Source organism: Streptomyces sp. NPDC050759, assembly GCF_044456945.1.
In the GTDB taxonomy this organism is placed as follows: domain Bacteria; phylum Actinomycetota; class Actinomycetes; order Streptomycetales; family Streptomycetaceae; genus Streptomyces.
In genome coordinates this window covers 1-17,066 of sequence record NZ_JBITGI010000003.1, presented here as the reverse complement: position 1 = coordinate 17,066, position 17,066 = coordinate 1, and the positions used below count along the sequence as shown (strand labels likewise).

Annotated in this window: 19 protein-coding genes; 11 read left to right on the top strand and 8 right to left on the bottom strand. The window is 70.9% G+C overall.

What is annotated here, in order from left to right; genetic code table 11:
• Positions 1-106 precede the first annotated feature (106 nt).
• Positions 107-493, top strand: coding sequence for a thioredoxin (trxA, locus tag ACIBJB_RS09990; protein WP_398928502.1), 387 nt, complete (start codon positions 107-109; stop codon positions 491-493).
• Between the two features lie 9 nt (positions 494-502).
• Here trxA and ACIBJB_RS09985 read toward each other — a convergent pair whose 3' ends face one another.
• Genes ACIBJB_RS09985 through ACIBJB_RS09970 form a run of 4 tightly spaced genes read right to left on the bottom strand, consistent with a single transcriptional unit; the run spans position 503 to position 4,927 of the window.
• The gene (locus ACIBJB_RS09985; protein ID WP_398928500.1) at positions 503-1,939 is read right to left on the bottom strand and encodes a benzaldehyde dehydrogenase; all 1,437 of its coding nucleotides are present in this window, start codon (positions 1,937-1,939) and stop codon (positions 503-505) included.
• Positions 1,940-1,969: 30 nt separating this feature from the next.
• Positions 1,970-3,148 carry a 4-hydroxybenzoate 3-monooxygenase gene (locus ACIBJB_RS09980; protein WP_398928498.1) on the bottom strand — a complete coding sequence of 393 codons (1,179 nt, stop codon included), beginning with the start codon at positions 3,146-3,148 and terminating at the stop codon, positions 1,970-1,972.
• A 17-nt stretch (positions 3,149-3,165) separates the two neighbouring features.
• Positions 3,166-4,200 (bottom strand): LacI family DNA-binding transcriptional regulator, encoded by a 1,035-nt coding sequence (locus ACIBJB_RS09975; RefSeq protein ID WP_398928495.1) that lies wholly within the window; start codon positions 4,198-4,200, stop codon positions 3,166-3,168.
• Between the two features lie 58 nt (positions 4,201-4,258).
• Positions 4,259-4,927 (bottom strand): TetR/AcrR family transcriptional regulator, encoded by a 669-nt coding sequence (locus tag ACIBJB_RS09970; RefSeq protein WP_398928493.1) that lies wholly within the window; start codon positions 4,925-4,927, stop codon positions 4,259-4,261.
• 120 nt (positions 4,928-5,047) lie between these two features.
• Between ACIBJB_RS09970 and ACIBJB_RS09965 the strand changes: the two genes are divergently transcribed.
• Positions 5,048-5,611: an NAD(P)H-dependent oxidoreductase gene (locus ACIBJB_RS09965; RefSeq protein ID WP_398928491.1), complete on the top strand. Its 564-nt coding sequence runs from the start codon at positions 5,048-5,050 to the stop codon at positions 5,609-5,611.
• 155 nt (positions 5,612-5,766) lie between these two features.
• On the opposite strand, the gene ACIBJB_RS09960 is transcribed toward ACIBJB_RS09965, so the two are convergent.
• Positions 5,767-6,672 (bottom strand): LysR family transcriptional regulator, encoded by a 906-nt coding sequence (locus ACIBJB_RS09960; protein WP_398928488.1) that lies wholly within the window; start codon positions 6,670-6,672, stop codon positions 5,767-5,769.
• 116 nt (positions 6,673-6,788) lie between these two features.
• Here ACIBJB_RS09960 and ACIBJB_RS09955 point away from each other — a divergent pair, with 116 nt between their 5' ends.
• A complete protein-coding gene (locus ACIBJB_RS09955; protein WP_057618090.1) occupies positions 6,789-6,995 on the top strand; it encodes a hypothetical protein in 207 nt (68 codons plus the stop codon).
• Positions 6,996-7,491: 496 nt separating this feature from the next.
• On the opposite strand, the gene ACIBJB_RS09950 is transcribed toward ACIBJB_RS09955, so the two are convergent.
• Both ACIBJB_RS09950 and ACIBJB_RS09945 read right to left on the bottom strand, forming a co-directional pair.
• A complete protein-coding gene (locus ACIBJB_RS09950) occupies positions 7,492-8,373 on the bottom strand; it encodes an LLM class F420-dependent oxidoreductase (protein ID WP_398928486.1) in 882 nt (293 codons plus the stop codon).
• Between the two features lie 108 nt (positions 8,374-8,481).
• Positions 8,482-9,450, bottom strand: a complete 969-nt coding sequence (locus ACIBJB_RS09945; RefSeq protein ID WP_398928484.1) for a TerC family protein — start codon at positions 9,448-9,450, stop codon at positions 8,482-8,484.
• A gap of 247 nt (positions 9,451-9,697) precedes the next feature.
• Here ACIBJB_RS09945 and ACIBJB_RS09940 point away from each other — a divergent pair, with 247 nt between their 5' ends.
• Both ACIBJB_RS09940 and ACIBJB_RS09935 read left to right on the top strand, forming a co-directional pair.
• Positions 9,698-10,675, top strand: coding sequence for an alpha/beta hydrolase (locus tag ACIBJB_RS09940; protein ID WP_398928481.1), 978 nt, complete (start codon positions 9,698-9,700; stop codon positions 10,673-10,675).
• Between the two features lie 195 nt (positions 10,676-10,870).
• On the top strand, positions 10,871-11,860 hold the full coding sequence (locus tag ACIBJB_RS09935) for a helix-turn-helix domain-containing protein (protein ID WP_398928479.1): 990 nt from the start codon (positions 10,871-10,873) through the stop codon (positions 11,858-11,860).
• A gap of 14 nt (positions 11,861-11,874) precedes the next feature.
• On the opposite strand, the gene ACIBJB_RS09930 is transcribed toward ACIBJB_RS09935, so the two are convergent.
• Positions 11,875-12,228 carry a hypothetical protein gene (locus ACIBJB_RS09930; protein WP_398928476.1) on the bottom strand — a complete coding sequence of 118 codons (354 nt, stop codon included), beginning with the start codon at positions 12,226-12,228 and terminating at the stop codon, positions 11,875-11,877.
• Positions 12,229-12,365: 137 nt separating this feature from the next.
• Between ACIBJB_RS09930 and ACIBJB_RS09925 the strand changes: the two genes are divergently transcribed.
• From ACIBJB_RS09925 to ACIBJB_RS09900, 6 genes are all read left to right on the top strand, one after another.
• Positions 12,366-12,824 carry a MarR family winged helix-turn-helix transcriptional regulator gene (locus ACIBJB_RS09925; protein WP_266511678.1) on the top strand — a complete coding sequence of 153 codons (459 nt, stop codon included), beginning with the start codon at positions 12,366-12,368 and terminating at the stop codon, positions 12,822-12,824.
• Between the two features lie 399 nt (positions 12,825-13,223).
• A complete protein-coding gene (locus ACIBJB_RS09920; protein ID WP_392664393.1) occupies positions 13,224-13,490 on the top strand; it encodes a hypothetical protein in 267 nt (88 codons plus the stop codon).
• 135 nt (positions 13,491-13,625) lie between these two features.
• Positions 13,626-14,819: a CaiB/BaiF CoA transferase family protein gene (locus ACIBJB_RS09915; RefSeq protein WP_398928473.1), complete on the top strand. Its 1,194-nt coding sequence runs from the start codon at positions 13,626-13,628 to the stop codon at positions 14,817-14,819.
• 27 nt (positions 14,820-14,846) lie between these two features.
• On the top strand, positions 14,847-16,013 hold the full coding sequence (locus ACIBJB_RS09910) for an acyl-CoA dehydrogenase family protein (RefSeq protein WP_398928470.1): 1,167 nt from the start codon (positions 14,847-14,849) through the stop codon (positions 16,011-16,013).
• Positions 16,006-16,752, top strand: coding sequence for a GntR family transcriptional regulator (locus ACIBJB_RS09905; RefSeq protein WP_398928468.1), 747 nt, complete (start codon positions 16,006-16,008; stop codon positions 16,750-16,752). The genes ACIBJB_RS09910 and ACIBJB_RS09905 overlap by 8 nt, the downstream gene beginning before the upstream one ends.
• Positions 16,753-16,785: 33 nt before the next feature.
• On the top strand, positions 16,786-17,066 hold a 281-nt coding region (locus ACIBJB_RS09900), incomplete at its 3' end, for an electron transfer flavoprotein subunit beta/FixA family protein (protein WP_398928464.1).

Here is a 17,066-nt window from a genome sequence, read left to right as displayed (position 1 = left end):
GGGTACGCGCGCCGCAATACCGAGTGGTGACAGCTGTGGAATACCCGGCGGACAGGCCGTGTTGTGCCGACGGCTTCGCTCCGAGACCAGGAAGAGGGATCACGTCATGAGCAGCACCGTGGAGCTCACCAAGGAGAACTTCGACCAGATGGTCACGGACAACGAGTTCGTCCTGATCGACTTCTGGGCTGCCTGGTGCGGTCCTTGCCGCCAGTTCGCGCCGGTCTACGAGAAGGCCGCCGAGGACAACCCCGACCTGGTGTTCGGCAAGGTGGACACCGAGGCACAGCCGGAGCTGGCCGCGGCCTTCGGTATCCAGTCGATCCCGACGCTGATGATCGTCCGCGACCAGGTCGCGGTGTTCGCCCAGCCGGGCGCGCTGCCCGAATCCGCCCTGACGGACGTCATCGGGCAGGCCCGCAAGCTGGACATGGACGAGGTCCGCAAGTCCGTGGCCGAGCAGCAGGCCCAGGCCGAGCAGAACGGCGAGTAACGCCCCGGGTCAGAAGGGGTACGTCGCCACGTCCGCGCGTACCGTCGTCCAGCGCACGTCGGTGAAGGCCTCCACATTGGCCTCACCGCCGAAGCGGGCGCCGGTACCGGACGCGGCGATACCGCCGAAGGGCGCGACCGCCTCGTCGTTCACGGTCTGGTCGTTGATGTGCACGATGCCGGTGGGGATCCGCTCCGCCAGGTCGAGACCGCGGGCCGCGTCCCCGGTGACGATGCCGAGCGAGAGGCCGTACGGCCCCGCGGCGGCCAGGGCGGCGGCCTCGTCGACCGTACTGAAGGACCGTACGGGTGCGACAGGGCCGAACACCTCCTCCACGTAGGCGGGCGTGCTGTCGTCGAGGCCCGCGAGGACCGTCGGGCGGTAGAAGAGCTTCTCGTGCGTGCCACCGGCGGCCAGCTTGGCGCCCTGGGCGGTGCTGGCCTCGACCAGTCCGCGTATCTTGGCGAGTTGGTTGTCGTCGATGATCGGGCCCAGGTGGACCTGTTCCCGGTTGGGGTCGCCGACGGCGAGGGAGTCGGCCTTGGCGGCCAGGCGCTCGACGTACTCCTCGTACAGCGAGTCGTGGACGAGGTGGCGGCCGGTCGTCATGCAGATCTGGCCCTGGTGGAAGAAGGATCCCCAGGCCGCCGTGGAGATGACGGCCTCGATGTCGGCGTCCTCCAGGACGATCAGCGCGGAGTTGCCGCCGAGTTCCAGATGGGCGCGCTTGAGGTGTCGTCCCGCCGCCTCGCCCACCGCGCGGCCCGCCGCGGTCGATCCGGTGAAGGAGATGACGGGGACGCGCGGGTCGGCGACCAGGGCCTGGCCGACATCGGGTCCGCCGGGCAGGACATGGAACAGCCCCTCGGGCAGCCCGGCCTCGGCGAGGACGGCGGCGAGCGAGAGGCCGCCGCAGACCGCGGTGCGCGGGTCCGGCTTCAGGATCACCGCGTTCCCCAGCGCCAGGGCCGGGGCGACGGAGCGGATCGAGAGGATCAGCGGGGCGTTGAAGGGCGCGATCACGCCCACGACGCCGACCGGGACCCGGCGCGTGTAGGACAGGCGGGGTGCCTCGCTGGGCAGGACCTGGCCCGCCGGGCGGGAGGCGAGGGCGGCGGCCTCGTAGCACTCCTGGGCGGCCACGTGCAGTTCGAAGTCGGCTTTGCCGGGGATGGACCCGGACTCGCGGACGAGCCACTCGCGCAGTTCGTCGGCGTGGGCGGAGAACAGATCACCGGCCTTGCGCAGCACCCCGGCCCGCACGAAGTGCGGGAGCCGGGCCCATTCGGTCTGGGCGGCGCGGGCGGCCGCCGCGGAGCGCTCCACATCCTCGGCGCCGGCGAGGGTGACGGTGGCGAGCGTGTCGCCGGTGGCGGGCTCGGTGACGGCGTACTCAGGTCCCGACAGGGGGTGGGGCTGCCAGCTCTTGGGGTCGAGCAATGACATGACGGCTCTCCGTTCGATCACCGGTGGGACTCACACGGGGAGCGGTAGCCCCGTGTAGTTGGCGGCCAGTTCGGCGGCCGCGTGGCGGGATGCGGTGATGCGGCGCAGCCGTGCGAGCTGCATCCGGCTCTCGAACGCATCCCCATTTGGTTGAGCGTGCAACATCCTAGTCATGTCGTACGAGAACCGCGTGGCCTGCCACACACGAGAAAGACACAATGTCGAATATTCATCGATCAGTTGTGTCGATCCCGTGCGGTGCGCTTCGGTCAGGGCCCGGGCGAGTACGGATACGTCGGACACGGCGAGGTTGAGGCCCTTGGCCCCGGTCGGCGGCACGATGTGCGCGGCGTCGCCGGCCAGCAGGAGACGGCCGTGCCGCATCGGTTCGTGGACGTAACTGCGCATGGACGTCACCGACTTGGCGGTGATCGGTCCGCGTTCCAGGGCCCAGTCCGCGTCGATCGCGAAGCGGGCGGCGAGCTCGTCCCAGATCCGCTCGTCGGGCCAGTCGTCGGGATCGGTACCGTTCGGGACCTGGAGGTAGAGCCGGGAGACGGCGGGCGAGCGCATGCTGTGCAGGGCGAAGCCGCGCTCGCCCCGGGCGTAGATCAACTCCTCGCAGGACGGCGGGACATCGGCGAGGATCCCGAGCCAGGAATACGGGTAGTCGTGCGCGTACGTCCGGCTCGTCGCCGCCGGGAAGGCCTCCCGGGAGATGCCGTGGAAGCCGTCGCAGCCCGCGATCCAGTCGCAGGTCAGCGTCTGTTCGCGGCCCTCGTGCAGGAACCGCACGACGGGGGTGTCGCTCTCCGGCTTCTCGACCGCCAGCGCCTCCGCCTCGAACAACAGCGGTGGCCCCTCGGCCAGTTGGAGCGCCACGAGATCCTTCACGATCTCGGTCTGGGCGTAGATCGTGACCGTACGGCCACCGGTGAGGACGGGGAAGTCGATGTGGTGCCGCTCCCCCGCGAACCGCAGCTCGATGCCCTGGTGGACCAGCCCCTCGGTCTCCAGACGCCCGGCGGCGCCGCACGCGCGCAGGGCGTCGACCGTGCCCTGCTCCAGCATCCCGGCACGCTGACGGTGCTCGACGTACTCCCGCGTCCTGCTCTCCAGCACCACACAGTCGATCCCCGCGCGATGCAGCATGCGGGCGAGGAGCAGTCCGGCGGGGCCGCCACCGATGATCCCGACCGTGGTGCGCATGGGCAGGCCTCCCTGCGTCAGCTGGAGTCGCGGTGCACCACCGTGGCACCCAGCACCGTGTGCGTCTCGGTCGCGGCGCCCGGTTCGCGCACCGCGCGGTCGACCAGTTCGGCGAGGTCGCGGCCGGACGGCAGCTCGAGATGGACCGTGCTCAGCCGGGGCCGCAGCAGCCGGCCGAGGAGCAGGTCGTCGGCGCCGATCATCGCGGTGTCCTCCGGGATGCGGATGCCCTCGTCCTGGAGGGCACGCATTAACAGCATCGCGTACTCGTCGTTGTACGCAAACACGGCGTCGAGGCCGAGGTCCCGCCAGCGGACGGCGAGCTTGGCCGCGGCCTGCTCCTCGTAGGCGAGGGGCAGTTCGGTCAGCGTGGCGTCGGTGCCGTGCAGGGCCCTGCGCACACCTGCCAGGCGGGGCAGCGAGAAGGCCTCCAGGCCGGACTCCTCGGGCACCACCACACCGATGCGGCGCCGGCCGCGGGCGTACAGGTGGCCGGCGGCACTGTGGCCGACGCCCGCGTGGTCCATGAGGAGGGCGTGGGCCCCCTCGACCGCCTCGGGACCGAGGGTGACCACCGCCCGGGCACCGGAGCGCCGGAGCAGGGCCACGCCCTGCGGGCCGAGTCCCGCGCCGGGCACCAGGACCGCCACCGGGCGCAGCTCGGCCCAGGCGCGGGCGGCCTCGTCGCCCTGCAGGCCGACACTGCCGTACTGCACGACGGTGTAGTCCAACCGGCCCAGGGCCCACTGGAGTTCACTGATGAACTGGCTGTAGAGCGGGCCCACCGGGATGGACGGGGCGGGCATCAGGACCATCCGGCTGTGGCCGGCGCGCAGGCTCCGGGCGGCCGCGTGCGGCACGTACCCGAGTTCCTTCGCGGCCTGGTGGACGCGGCGGCGCGTGGGCTCGCTGATCCGGACGGCGCTGGTGTTGTTGAGGACGTAGGAGACGGTCGCTCGGGAGACGCCGGCCAGGCGGGCCACATCGGCGCTCGTGGGAACCGAGCGCGTCGCCGGGGAAACGGGCGCGGGCGTTTTCGGTATCTGCACCATGACGGTCGTCATCTTTGCAGAAGCTGTGACGGTGTACCGGACCGGGGGCGGCCCGACCTCACCGCGGCGGATCGGTGCAGGTGAGCCGGGCGACGAGGTCGTCCCAGCCCTTCTCCAGGCGCTCCAGCGGCATGGCGCACCTGCGGGTGAGGTGATGGATGGTGGCGGGATCGAGGTAGCCCATCAGGGCCTGGGCGAGCAGTTCGCAGTCCGCTTCCGGGCGTGCCTGGCGCAGCAGCAGGGTCACATGGCTGTGGTGCACCCGGCGCGGGGCGGGGGTGAAGCGGCGCTCCGGGCTCGGCTCGGCGGCCAGCATCAGGTCCATCTCGTCGCCGGACCGCCGCAGGAGGGCGTGGCCGAAGGCGCGCAGCCGGTCGACGGGCGGTGCGCCGGGTCCGAGCGGGGCGGGGCCGCTGAGGAAGGCCGCCTGGAAGTTGCGCTCGGAGTGGTCGAGCAGTGCCGTCAGCAGGCCGGTGCGGTCGCCGAAACGGCGGAAGACGGTGCCTTTGCCGACCGACGCGGCCGCGGCGACGGCCTCCATCGTGACCCCGGCCGCCCCGTGCTCCGCGACCAGGCGGGTGGCCGCCTCCAGGAGCCGGGCCCGGTTGCGCGCGGCGTCGGCACGCAGGCAGGGCTCGTCCTCGGGGAGGCCCAGCTGGAGCAGCTCGGGCTCAGTGCGATCAGGTGGAGTCGGCAGCGGTGGCAGGGGCGGCAGGACGGCGGACATGAAATAAGCGTAAAGCAGCGGGAAGAAAACTGGACCAGGGTCCGGTTAAAGGGGTACAACTAATAACCGGACCTCGGTCCGCATCGTAACGGCAATGTTTCACCCTCCCTTGGAGTTCGCATGTCTGTTCGCATTCTCGCGCTCGTCGGAAGCCTTCGCGCCGGTTCGACCAACCGCCAGCTCGCCGAGGCGGCCGTCAAGCACGCCCCCGAGGGCGCGGAGGTCGTGCTCTTCGAGGGCCTCGGCGAGATCCCCTTCTACAACGAGGACATCGACGTGGAGGGCGACGTCCCCGCGGCCGCCGCCAAGTTGCGTGAGGCCGCACAGGCCGCCGACGCGTTCCTGTTCTTCTCCCCCGAGTACAACGGCACCATCCCGGCCGTGCTGAAGAACGCCATCGACTGGCTGTCGCGTCCCTTCGGCGCCGGCGCCTTCGGCGGCAAGCCGGTCGCCGTGGTCGGTACCGCCTACGGTCAGTTCGGCGGCGTGTGGGCGCAGGACGAGACCCGCAAGTCCGTGGGTATCGCCGGCGGCAAGGTGCTCGAGGACGTCAAGCTGTCCATCCCGGGTTCGCTGGTGCGCTTCGCCGAGACGCACCCGGCCGACGACGCCGAGGTCGCCGCGCAGCTGGCCGAGGTCGTCGCGCAGCTGCACAGCAACGCGGGTGAGGTCGCCGCGGCCTGACGCCTGCGGCAGCAGAGCGGCGTTTCTTGAGGGGCTGGAGTCTTGGTACTCCGGCCCCGCTTGTTCGTTGGCCGCGGGCCGGTGGGGGCTGGTCGCGCCCACGCGGCGGAGCCGCATATCGACCCAGCCCCGCGCCCCTTCGGGGGCGCGCCGCATCAAGCTACTGCCGTAGGAGCCAGATCCCGGAGAACTCTCAGCGCTGCCGTGATCGCCGGGCGTTCGTGTGCTCCGCCGCGGGTGCAGGTGAGGAGCTTTCGGTGGGGGTTGCCTTCGCAGCGCACCCGTGTGATCGGCAGGTGGGGGGTCAGGTGGGCCAGGCGGGGGATCAGGGCGACGCCCAGGCGATGGGCCACCAGGTGCGCCGTGACGTTCCAGTCCAGGGCGTGGTGGACCACGCTCGGCGTGAAGCCGGCCGCGCCGCAGGCCGAGAGCACATGGGGGCGGCAGGGGCTGTCGGGGACCGGTGCGATCCAGTCCTCGTGCGCCGCGTCCGCGAGGTCGGCGCGCTCGCGTCCGGCGAGGGGATGGTCCGCGGGGACGACCAGGTCGAACGGGTCGTCCAGCAAGGGCTGTTGGTCGTAGCGGACGTCACTCATGGGTGGGTTGTACGGGGTCGCCTCCACGACCGCCAGGTCGATCTCCCCCTCGAAGAGCAGGTCGAAGCTCTCCGTCACGCCCAACTCCTGGATGCCGACGGTCAGCCGGGGATGCCGCTCGCGCAGCCGGACCGCCATCGGGGCGAGCAGCACGGACACGGCCACCGGGAAACCGCTCACCCTGAGCGGTCCGGCGGGCTCGCTGTGGTCGGCGCGCAGATCGAGTTCGGCCTGGTCCCAGCGGGCCTGGATGGCGTCGGCGTGCGCGAGCAGGCTCTCGGCGGCCGGGGTGAGACGGATTCCGCGGCCCTGGGGTTCGAGGAGGTCGACGCCCAGGTCGCGGGCGAGTTGGCGGATCTGCTGGGAGGCGGCTGACGGGGTGAAGTGCAGGGCGCGGGCGGCCGCGGTGACCGTGCCGTAGTGGGCGACCGCCCTCAGGACGTGGAGCCGGCGGAGGTCAATCATGAAGCCCACGCTTCAAGGTTGGGTCCAGGAAGTCAACCTGGACGTGAACGAAGACTCCGCTGCACTCTGGGCTGTGTCGCGACGGCCGTAACAGCCACGAGGTACGAGGAGTCACCATGACCAGCACGATCCGCGCCGTCTGCCCCCACTGCGGCTGGCCGGACGGCGCCGAGCCCTTCCAGGTGGTGTCCCGGCACGGCACGGCGACGGGCGGGACGGTGTGGACCCGCTGCGCGTGCGGCTCGCTGCAGGTCCGCGTGACCGACGGCTGCGGAACCCGCGTCGTCTCCCGCAGCAGGCCCTCCGCCGCGCGGGCCGGTTAGGGCCTGTTGCGAAAGTGGCCTCGTCGCCCGGAGGGCGGCCGCGCGGCGTCCGGTACGTGCTCTGGGGGTCCCACCGGCCGAAGGCTGGGGGAAGTGCCGCACGGAAGCCCTCGTACGGGGCGTACTCGGGCTTTCGGGCGGTGCGGCGAGTGGGGGTACCTCCCACGCCTAGGGCAGTGGGGGAGCGTGCCGGGCCTCGCGCGGCAGAGGCCACTTTCGCAACAGGCCCACGGCCGGTCCGGCGGATCATGCCGACATCGCGGGCCTGGCACGCACTGCCCCGGAGGGGGCCCCAGCCGCGCTGTCGTCACTCTCTTCCGCTCTCGACTTCGCTCGCGCCGGAGGGGCGGCCCCATCGCCCCGCGCCGGCTCACCCTCGCCTTGCAGATGCGCGCTCCCCCACACTCGGTTTCTGTCGAGCGGGGCCCTCTAACCCGCTCACCTGGACCGATCAGGCACCCGTTGACTGAAGTCGGCCTGATCCGCCGGCCAGGCTCTAGTCCAGTTCCGCGAGCCGCTCCACGGCCGGTGCGACGAAGTGTTCGATCCACGCCGCGGGGGCGCCGATGCGCGGGGCGAGGATGACGGTGTCGATGCCGAGCTTGCCGTAGCCGGTGATGTCCCGGGTGAAAGCCTCCAGGTCGCCCTCGGTGGCCGGTTCGCCCGTGTAGGCGATGGTCTTGCGGATCTCGTCGTAGTCCCGGCCCTCGGTGTCGCAGTGGCCGCGCAGTACGTCGAGCTTGTGTGTGACCTCCTCCGGGGAGGTGGCGAAGAGGTTGCAGGCGTCGCCGTAGCGGGCGACCAGGAGCAGGGTCTTCTTCTCGCCGCCGCCGCCGATCATGATCTCGGGGTGCGGGCGGCTGACCGGGGCCGGTACGCACAGGGTCTCGGCGAGCCGGTAGTGGGTGCCTTCGAAGGGGCCGTTCGCCGCCGGGTCCCACATCTGCAGACAGATCCGCAGGGTCTCCTCCAGCCGTTCGAAGCGCTCCGCGAGGGGCGGGAACGGCACGCCGAGCCCTTCGTGCTCCCGGTCGTACCAGGCGGCTCCGATGCCGAGGGTGGCCCGGCCGCCGGAGAGCACGTCGAGCGTGGTCGCGATCTTGGCGAGCAGTCCGGGGTGGCGGTACGTCACTCCGGTCACGAGCGCGCCGAGCCGGACCGTCTCGGTGTGGGCCGCGAGGAAGCTCAGGGTCGTGTAGGCCTCCAGCATGGGGTCCTCGGCGCCGCCGTTGAACTCCATCTGGAAGTAGTGGTCCATCACCGACAGCCAGCTCACCCCGGCCGCCTCCGCCGCGGCACCCGCGGCGGCGAGCTCGGCACCGAGAGCGGGCGCGCCCGCGGGGTGGTCGAACCGGTTGATGTGCACGCCCACACGCATGTCCGTCTCCGTTCACGGGACTTTTGCCGACCAGCCCGACGGTAGAACTTGAAGCACTCTCGAAGTCAAGGGGTGACGTGCGCATGCATGCTCCGGCCACCGCGCCTCTCACGCCACCCGTGCCGCCTCCGTCTCCCCCTGCTTCTTCGCGGCCCGCAGGCTCGTCAGTGTGGTGATCGTCAGGACGAGGACGATGAAGCCGAGGGAGAAGGGGATGCCGATCTCGGGGACGTGGACGCCGGACTCGTGCAGGGCGTGCAGGACGAGTTTGACGCCGATGAAGCCCAGGATGATCGACAGGCCGTAGCTGAGGTGGACCAGCTTCTTCAGCAGGCCGCCGATGAGGAAGTACAGCTGGCGCAGCCCCATCAGGGCGAACGCGTTGGCGGTGAAGACGATGTACGGGTCCTGGGTGAGCCCGTAGATGGCGGGGATGGAGTCCAGGGCGAACAGCACGTCGGTGGAGCCGATGGCGAGCATCACGACCAGCATCGGGGTCATGACCCGCTTGCCGTTCTCCTCGATCCACAGCTTGGTGCCGTGGTAGCGGTCCGCCACGCCGAAACGCTTCTCCACCATCTTCAGCAGCTTGTTCTCCTCGTACTCCTCGTCGTGTCCGTCCTTGCGGGCGTCCTGGACGAGCTTCCAGGCGGTCCAGATCAGGAAGGCGCCGAAGAGGTAGAACACCCAGGAGAACGCGGAGATGATCGCCGCTCCGGCCGCGATGAACCCGGCGCGCAGCACGAGCGCCATCACGACGCCGACCATCAGCACTCGCTGCTGGTACTGCGAGGGCACCGCGAACTTCCCCATGATCAGGACGAACACGAAGAGGTTGTCGACGCTCAGGGATTTCTCGGTGACGTATCCGGCGAAGAACTCGCCCGTGGGTTTCCCGCCGCCGAAGAGGAGCAGCCCGAGTCCGAAGAGACATGCCAGCACGACCCAGACGACGGTCCAGACGCCGGCCTCCTTGACCGACACGTCGTGGGGTTTGCGGCCGATGAAGAAGTCGGCGCCGACCAGGACGCACAGGGCGACGATGGTCAGCAACCAGACGGTGAGAGAGACGTTCACTGGTTCTCCTGATGCGTGGGGGGCATCGACAGCGTTGTCACCACCGCGGATTCCTTCCACCTACAACAGGTGAACAACAGGTCACGCGATGACAAGGAGCCGCAGGTCACGCGGGAACATGGCGGAATCTCGCCGCTCACCACCCGCCGTACGGCGGGCAGGTTCCGCCGTACGGCGGCGTCCGGAACGGACGCTGTTGCCCCGATCATGACGCCACGAGCCGCCGCGCCCCGCGTGAGGAGAAGCCATGACCCATGTGCCGCCCCCGTTCGACCCCGAGCTCAGTGCCGCCCTGGATCTGATCAAGGACGTGATCTCGCCCGGTCTCACCGTGGACGAGATCGACGTCGTGCGCCAGGGAGCGGGCATCGAGATGCTGGCCGACCTGGACCTGACGCTGGACGGGTTCTTCGAGGTGGAGGACCGGTCGGTGCCGGGACCTGAGGGCGCCCCCGAGATCTCGCTGCTGATCTGCCGTCCCGCCGGTCCGGTGCCGGCGGGCACCGGGCGTCCGGTGATCTACCACGTCCACGGCGGCGGCATGATCCTCGGCAACAACCGGGTCGGGGTGGACGGTCCGCTGGCCTGGGCGAAGGAACTGGACGCGGTGGTGGTGTCGGTGGAGTACCGGCTGGCGCCCGAACATCCGCATCCGGCGCCGGTCGAGGACGTCTACGCCGGGCTCGTGTGGACCTCCGAGCACGCCGAGGAGCTGGGCGGCGATCCCGAGCGGATCGTGATCGCCGGTGCGAGCGCGGGTGGCGGGTTGTCGGCGGCGCTGGCGCTGCTCACCCGGGACCGCAAGGGGCCGCGGCCGATGGGGCAGCTGCTGATGTGCCCGATGCTGGACGACCGCAATGACAGTCCGTCGACGTACCAGATGGCGGGGCTGGGTGTCTGGGACCGGACGGCCAACGAGACGGGCTGGACGGCGCTGCTGGGTGAACTGCGGGGCGGTCCCGACGTTCCGGCGTACGCGGCGCCGGCCCGGGCCGAGGACCTGTCGGGACTGCCGCCGGCCTTCCTCGACGTGGGGTCGGCGGAGACGTTCCGGGACGAGGTCGTCGCGTACGCCTCGCGGATCTGGCAGGCGGGCGGGGTGGCGGAGCTGCATGTGTGGCCTGGAGGCTTCCACGGGTTCGACGGGTTCGCTCCCCAGGCGGCGTTGTCCCAGGCGGCGCGGGCGGCGCATGTGGGATGGCTGCGGAGGTTGCTGGGCAGTTAGGGCTGATGCGGGCGGAGGCGCGGAAGGAAGCTCCTCGCGCGGCCATCGGGCGGCTGCAGTGCGGCTCCACCCAGGGGGACGTGTGACTCCGCCACGGGGGACGTGTGACTCCGCCACGGGGGCGCGCGACCAGCCATGTCACAGTCGCGCGTCCCATGGGGGCGCTCGGCGTGCCCCATGGCGCACCATGGGCGTATGAAAGAGCTGGCCGGGCGCCTCACCGCGCTGGATCCGGATGCCGGTGCCGCCGTCCGGGTCATCGCCTACTTCGATCGGCTGTCCGAGGCTCGCGCGGGGCTGGAGGCGTTGGTTCGCGGGGCCGCCGTACTGGCCGGGGTGCCTGCCCGGCTGGTCGATGCCGAGCGGCGGGTGCAGGTTCGCGTCGAGGCCGACGGGACGCGCCGGGACTCCGGTGCGCCGCCGGATCCCGGCTGGCCCACGACCGCGCTCGCCCCCGGTGGGACCGCCGCTCTGTGGCTGGAGCGGACCGAGGCGGCGCCCAGTGTGGTCGACGCGGTGATCCTGGAACGGGCCGCGGGGGCCGTACGGCTGGTGCTGGACCGTACGCGGGGACGCGCGCCCGTCGATGATCCGGCGCTGGTCGAGACCGCGCTGGATGCCTCGGCCCCGGAGGCCGCCCGGTTGCACGCCACGCGTGGGCTCGGACTGGAGATCACGGCGTCCGCGCGTGCGCTGGCCCCGTTCGACGGGCGGCCCCGGATCGTGGCCGGGCGGGCGGACGCCGTACTGCCCGCGGGGCGGGTCGGGGTGGGGCCCGCCGTACCGGTGCTCGATCTGCCGCGGTCCTGGGCTGATGCCCGTACCGCGCTGCGGTTCACCGCGGAGGGTACGGCTCAGGATCCTGGACCGAAGATCGTGTACGCCGACGAACTGGGCGGCGTCGCGCTCCTGGCCGGCCTCGTCGCGCCGGGTTCCGAGCCGCCGCCCGACGTCCAGGCGCTGGAGGCGGCGGGGGCGGCCACGCCCTGGCTGCTCGGCACGCTGCACGCCGTGGTGTCGACGGCGAGCCTGCGTGCGGCTGCCGCCGAGATCAACGTCCACCACTCCACGCTCCAGGACCGGCTGTCCCACGCGGAGCAGCTGCTGGGCTGGCCGTTGCGCACACCTCAGGGGCGACTGCGGCTGCAACTGGCCCTGACGATGCGGCACTTGGCACGGTCGTAGCGGGAACTCAGGGGTCAGCGGAACTCGTGCACGACCTCGATCACGCCGACGATGTGCGCGTTGAACTCGTGGAGCTCCTCGGCCGGGACCCACAGTTCGAGGATCGTGCGGCCACCCGCCTGCTGGACGGGATAGCGGCTCAGGAAATCCGACTCGACATCGAAGCGGGTCACGAAGCCGGCGCCGTCATGCTTGACGTTCCAGTCCCTGGCGATCCTGATCGCGTAGTCCTCGTTGAGGACCGGGTAGAAGATCGGCTGCTCGGGCAGCCTCGGCGGCCAGGCACGCCAGTCGAGTTCCCGGACCAGGTCCAGCTCCTTGGGGCCGGTCGGGCGCCAGAGGGTCGTGGTGGAGGGCCGGGTCGTCATCGGAGTCGCTCTCTGCGGGTGCGGGCCGGTTGCTTGCGCGCGCACTATAGAAGCAGACGCTGGAAGTTTCGGCGATGCAATATCCTGGGCGTATCCGTATCGGGACGGATCCGTATCGGACGGAGGAAGCAGGCCCCATGACCGCCACAGACCCCGCACTGACCGCCCTCGCCCAGGGCTGGTGCGCGCTGTCGCTGCTGCACGGACGGATCGAGGCCCACATCGAGCGCGCCCTGCAGGCCGGACACGACCTCAGTGTGCGTGAGTACTCCCTGCTCGACGTCCTGGGCCGCCAGCACGACGGCGAGGGCGGGCATCTGCAGATGAAGCAGGTCGCCGACGCCGTCGTCCTCAGCCAGAGCGCCACCACCCGCCTGGTCACCCGCCTCGAGGACCGCGGCCTGCTCTCCCGCTACCTCTGCCCCACCGACCGCCGAGGCATCTACACCGATGTCACCGACGCCGGCCGCACCCTCCTCGAACAAGCCCGCCCCACCAACGAGAAGGCCCTCCGCGAAGCCCTCGACCAGGCAGCCACCAACCCCGAACTCGCCCCCCTCGTACGGGCCCTCGAGGCCCACGGCGTGCCGGCCTGACGCGAACGCCGTCCATCAAGGCGACCGCCTCGTCCCGCGGCCCACTGCACCTCACCTTCGGAATCGTCGGGGCCTTGGGCTTCCGGCGGGGTGCCGGGCGACACCGACTGCCGGGAGCACGAGGCGCAGGGCATCGGCCGGCCCAGCGACATCTGAACGCGACCGACCCGCCGCGAGACGCCGAGATCGTCGTCCGCGGCCTTGGGCTTCCGGCGGGGTGCTGGGCGGACGAGGCGCAGGGCATCGGCCGGCGCCTCGGCGCAAGGGCACCGCCGGGCTCAAGAATGCGAGGACCGTCGAGTTCACGGAGGAATTCCCGCGGACCGCCACGGGCAAGGTGTTGAAGGACCAGCGGTGAGGGAAAGCGCCGCGTTTCGCGCCGACGAACGGAGATTCAGCGTGACGACGAACCAGGCCACCGCCCCGGGCGAGGACATCTCACTCACTCGGCTGGAGCGTCTCGACGAGGAGATCATCGCGCTGCTCGCGCGCCGACGCGAGATGGCTCGGGAACTCCCCGCCCCGGCCCGGGCCCGCGCCGTCGACCCCGGTTTCGTGGAGGCCGTTCGGGACATCACGGACCGCTACCGCCAGGAGCTCGGCGGGGCGGGTGAGCTCGTCGCCCGCGCGGTCATGGTCCTGTGCCATCCGGGTCGTCAGAGCTGAGCCGCGCCCACGGCCGAAAGGCCGTACAAAGTGGCGGGGGTGATCTCGCCGACAGTCCCGAGGTGGTGAAGAGCACAGGTCGTGGGGCTGCGGCGGCCGTTGACACTCTCTTGGATTTGGCCGTACAAAAGGCCCATGAGCGTGCCGCAGCTTCCCCTGTCCGGGATCACGGTGGTCAGCCTGGAGCAGGCCGTGGCCGCGCCCTACGCCACCCGGCAGCTCGCCGACCTCGGCGCCAGGGTGATCAAGGTGGAGCGGCCGGGCGAGGGTGACTTCGCCCGCCGCTACGACACGACGGTGCACGGCCACTCGAGCTACTTCGTGTGGCTCAACCGGTCCAAGGAGTCGCTCACCCTCGACCTCAAGGACCCGCGCGGAATCGAGATCCTGCACCAACTCCTCGACGGCGCCGACGTGTTCGTACAGAACCTCGCTCCGGGCGCGGCCGACCGGCTGGGCCTGGGCGTGGACGTCCTCGCCGAGCGGTGGCCGCGGCTGATCCCGTGCACGATCTCCGGATACGGCACCGACGGGCCGTGGGCGGACCGCAAGTCGTACGACCTGCTCGTCCAGTGCCAGACGGGCCTGGTGTCGCTGACCGGGACCGCCGAGGAGACCGCGCGGGTCGGGATCTCGGTCGCCGACATCGCGGCCGGGATGTACGCCTACAGCGGCGTCCTCACCGCCCTGTACACCCGGGCCACCACCGGCCGGGCCCACCCGGTGGAGGTGTCGTTGTTCGAGGCACTGGCCGAGTGGATGAGCCAGCCGGCCCATTACACGCGGTACGGCGGAAGCCAGCCGCCGCGTCTGGGCACCCAGCACGCCACCATCGCCCCGTACGGCGCCTTCACGGCCGCCGACGGCAACGACGTGCTCTTCTCCATCCAGAACGAACGCGAGTGGCTCGCCCTCTGTACGCACTTCCTACGACGGCCCGAGCTGGCCGGGGATCCGCGCTTCGCCACCGGCTCCGCCCGGGTCGCCCACCGCGAGGAACTCAACGCCGTGGTCGCCGAGCGGATCGCGCGCTCCGAGGCCGCGCAGGTCCTGAAGGACCTGGAGGACATCGGGATCGCCTGCGCCGGGGTGAATGACGTCGCCGCGTTCCTCGACCACCCGGTCCTGGCCGCCCGCGGCCGCTGGCAGGAGGTCGCCGTTCCCGGCGGGGCAACGGTGGAGGCGCTGCTGCCCCCGGCCGACCTCGCGGGACTGCCCGCACGTATGAACCCGGTCCCGGCGGTGGGCGAGCACACCGAGGCGATCCTCACGGAGCTCGGCCGTACCGGCGACGACATCGCGGCGCTGCGTGCCGACGCGGTCGTCTGAGGCACTGGACCGGAGGAGACACGAGCGATGAGCGTCCTGGACATCCTCTCCGACGACGAGCGTCTCGTCGTACGGACCGTGCGCGAGTTCGTCGACAAGGAGGTCCGGCCCGTCGTCCGGGAGCTGGAGCACAGCGACACCTACCCCGAGCACCTCATCGAGAGGATGAAGGAACTCGGCGTCTACGGCCTGGCCATCCCCGAGGAGGACGGCGGCAACCCCGTCTCCACGCCCTGCTTCGTCCTGGTCACCGAGGAACTCGCGCGCGGCTGGATGAGCCTGGCCGGGGCGATGGGCGGGCACACCGTCGTCGCCAAGCTGCTCCTCCACTTCGGGACCGAGGAGCAGAAGAGGCGCTGTCTGCCGAGGATGGCCACCGGAGAGCTCCGCGCCACCATGGCGCTGACCGAGCCGAGTGGTGGCAGCGATCTCCAGTCGATCACCACCGTCGCGCGCCGCGAGGGCGACGAGTACGTCGTCGACGGGGTGAAGACCTGGATCACCAACTCCCGCCGCTCCGGGCTGATCGCCCTCCTCTGCAAGACCGACCCGGCCGCCGAACCGCGCCACAAGGGCATCTCCGTGCTGCTCGCCCATCACGGCCCCGGCCTGGTCGTCTCCCGTGACCTGCCCAAGCTCGGTTACAAGGGCGTGGAGAGCTGCGAGGTGAGCTTCGAGGGTTACCGGGCCCCCGTCGACGCCCTGTTGGGCGGCACGGAGGGACGCGGCTTCGCCCAGATGATGAAGGGGCTGGAGACCGGACGGCTCCAAGTCGCCGCCCGTGCCCTGGGAGTGGGGCGGGCCGCTCTGGAGGACTCGCTGCGCTACGCCCAGGAGCGCGAGAGCTTCGGCAAGCCGATCTGGCGCCATCAGGCGATCGCCCACTACCTCGCCGACATGGCGACCAAGCTGACGGCCGCCCGCCAACTCACGCTGTACGCGGCCCGGGAGGCCGACGCCGGACGCCGGGTCGACATGGAGGCCGGCATGGCCAAGCTGTTCGCGTCCGAGACGGCGATGGAACTCGCGCTCAACGCCATCCGCATTCACGGCGGTTACGGATACTCGACCGAGTTCGATGTCGAACGGTACTTCCGGGACGCGCCGCTGATGATCGTCGGCGAGGGCACCAACGAGATCCAACGCAACGTGATCGCGGCCCAGTTGGTGGCACGGGGTGGTCTGGATGGCTGAGCAGACCCAGCGGGACAGCATCTACCTGCGGCTGGCACGGGAGTTGCGGGCGGCGATCCTGCGCCAGGACTTCCCGGAAGGGGTGCGGCTGCCGACCGAGGCCGAGCTGGCCGACCGGTTCGGGATCAGCCGCCAGACCGTACGGCGGGCATTCCAGGACCTCGTCGCCGAAGGGCTGGTGCACCGGGTGCCGGGCCGGGGCACCTTCGCCACCCCCCGCGAGGAGCAGTACCTGCGTCAGTTCGGCTCGGTGGACGACCTGATGGGTCTGTCCATCGACACCCGCATGCAGGTCGTCGCACCTCTGCACCGACGGGTCGACGTCGGCGCGGCGGGACGGCTGGGCCTGCACAGCGACCGGGTGCACCAGGTCGCCTTCCTACGGCTGCACGAGGACACCGCGTTCTGCCACACGTCGGTGTTCCTGCCGCCGGAGGTGGGCCGACTGCTGGAGTCGGTCCCGGAACTGGCCGAGCCCGGCACCGCCGGTGCCACCACCGTCATCGGACTGCTCGACGAGCGGCTGCCCGAGCCGATCGCCGAGGCCGAGCAGAGCATCACGGTCGCGGCGGCCGACGCCGGGATCGCCGGACACCTCGGGTGCGAACCGGGCCGTGCGCTGCTGCGTATCGACCGGGTCTACCAGTCGGCGGCCGGACGGCTCGTGGAGCTGGCCGTCAGTCACTTCCTGCCCGAGCACTACTCGTATCGCGTACGGCTGCGGCGCAGCGGACGCTGATGCCTTCCCACTCGCACGAATCAGGAGAAGACCTTGAGTTTGAGGATCGTTGTCACTGTGAAGTACGTGCCCGACGCCACCGGCGACCGGCACTTCGCCGATGACCTGACCGTCGACCGGGACGACGTGGACGGTCTGCTCTCCGAGCTGGACGAGTACGCGGTCGAGCAGGCCCTGCAGATCGCCGACGCGGCGGACGATGCCGAAGTCACTGTGGTCACCGTGGGTCCCGAGGACGCCAAGGACGCGCTGCGCAAGGCGCTGTCGATGGGCGCCGACAAGGCGATCCACGTCGAGGACGACGACCTGCACGG

Excerpts from the sequence above, each read along its gene's own strand:
- trxA (WP_398928502.1), top strand. The coding sequence starts at position 107 with ATGAGCAGCACCGTGGAGCTCACCAAGGAGAACTTCGACCAGATGGTC.
- ACIBJB_RS09985 (WP_398928500.1), bottom strand. The coding sequence starts at position 1,939 with ATGTCATTGCTCGACCCCAAGAGCTGGCAGCCCCACCCCCTGTCGGGA.
- ACIBJB_RS09980 (WP_398928498.1), bottom strand. The coding sequence starts at position 3,148 with ATGCGCACCACGGTCGGGATCATCGGTGGCGGCCCCGCCGGACTGCTC.
- ACIBJB_RS09975 (WP_398928495.1), bottom strand. The coding sequence starts at position 4,200 with ATGGTGCAGATACCGAAAACGCCCGCGCCCGTTTCCCCGGCGACGCGC.
- ACIBJB_RS09970 (WP_398928493.1), bottom strand. The coding sequence starts at position 4,927 with ATGTCCGCCGTCCTGCCGCCCCTGCCACCGCTGCCGACTCCACCTGAT.
- ACIBJB_RS09965 (WP_398928491.1), top strand. The coding sequence starts at position 5,048 with ATGTCTGTTCGCATTCTCGCGCTCGTCGGAAGCCTTCGCGCCGGTTCG.
- ACIBJB_RS09960 (WP_398928488.1), bottom strand. The coding sequence starts at position 6,672 with ATGATTGACCTCCGCCGGCTCCACGTCCTGAGGGCGGTCGCCCACTAC.
- ACIBJB_RS09955 (WP_057618090.1), top strand. The coding sequence starts at position 6,789 with ATGACCAGCACGATCCGCGCCGTCTGCCCCCACTGCGGCTGGCCGGAC.
- ACIBJB_RS09950 (WP_398928486.1), bottom strand. The coding sequence starts at position 8,373 with ATGCGTGTGGGCGTGCACATCAACCGGTTCGACCACCCCGCGGGCGCG.
- ACIBJB_RS09940 (WP_398928481.1), top strand. The coding sequence starts at position 9,698 with ATGACCCATGTGCCGCCCCCGTTCGACCCCGAGCTCAGTGCCGCCCTG.
- ACIBJB_RS09935 (WP_398928479.1), top strand. The coding sequence starts at position 10,871 with ATGAAAGAGCTGGCCGGGCGCCTCACCGCGCTGGATCCGGATGCCGGT.
- ACIBJB_RS09930 (WP_398928476.1), bottom strand. The coding sequence starts at position 12,228 with ATGACGACCCGGCCCTCCACCACGACCCTCTGGCGCCCGACCGGCCCC.
- ACIBJB_RS09925 (WP_266511678.1), top strand. The coding sequence starts at position 12,366 with ATGACCGCCACAGACCCCGCACTGACCGCCCTCGCCCAGGGCTGGTGC.
- ACIBJB_RS09915 (WP_398928473.1), top strand. The coding sequence starts at position 13,626 with ATGAGCGTGCCGCAGCTTCCCCTGTCCGGGATCACGGTGGTCAGCCTG.
- ACIBJB_RS09910 (WP_398928470.1), top strand. The coding sequence starts at position 14,847 with ATGAGCGTCCTGGACATCCTCTCCGACGACGAGCGTCTCGTCGTACGG.
- ACIBJB_RS09905 (WP_398928468.1), top strand. The coding sequence starts at position 16,006 with ATGGCTGAGCAGACCCAGCGGGACAGCATCTACCTGCGGCTGGCACGG.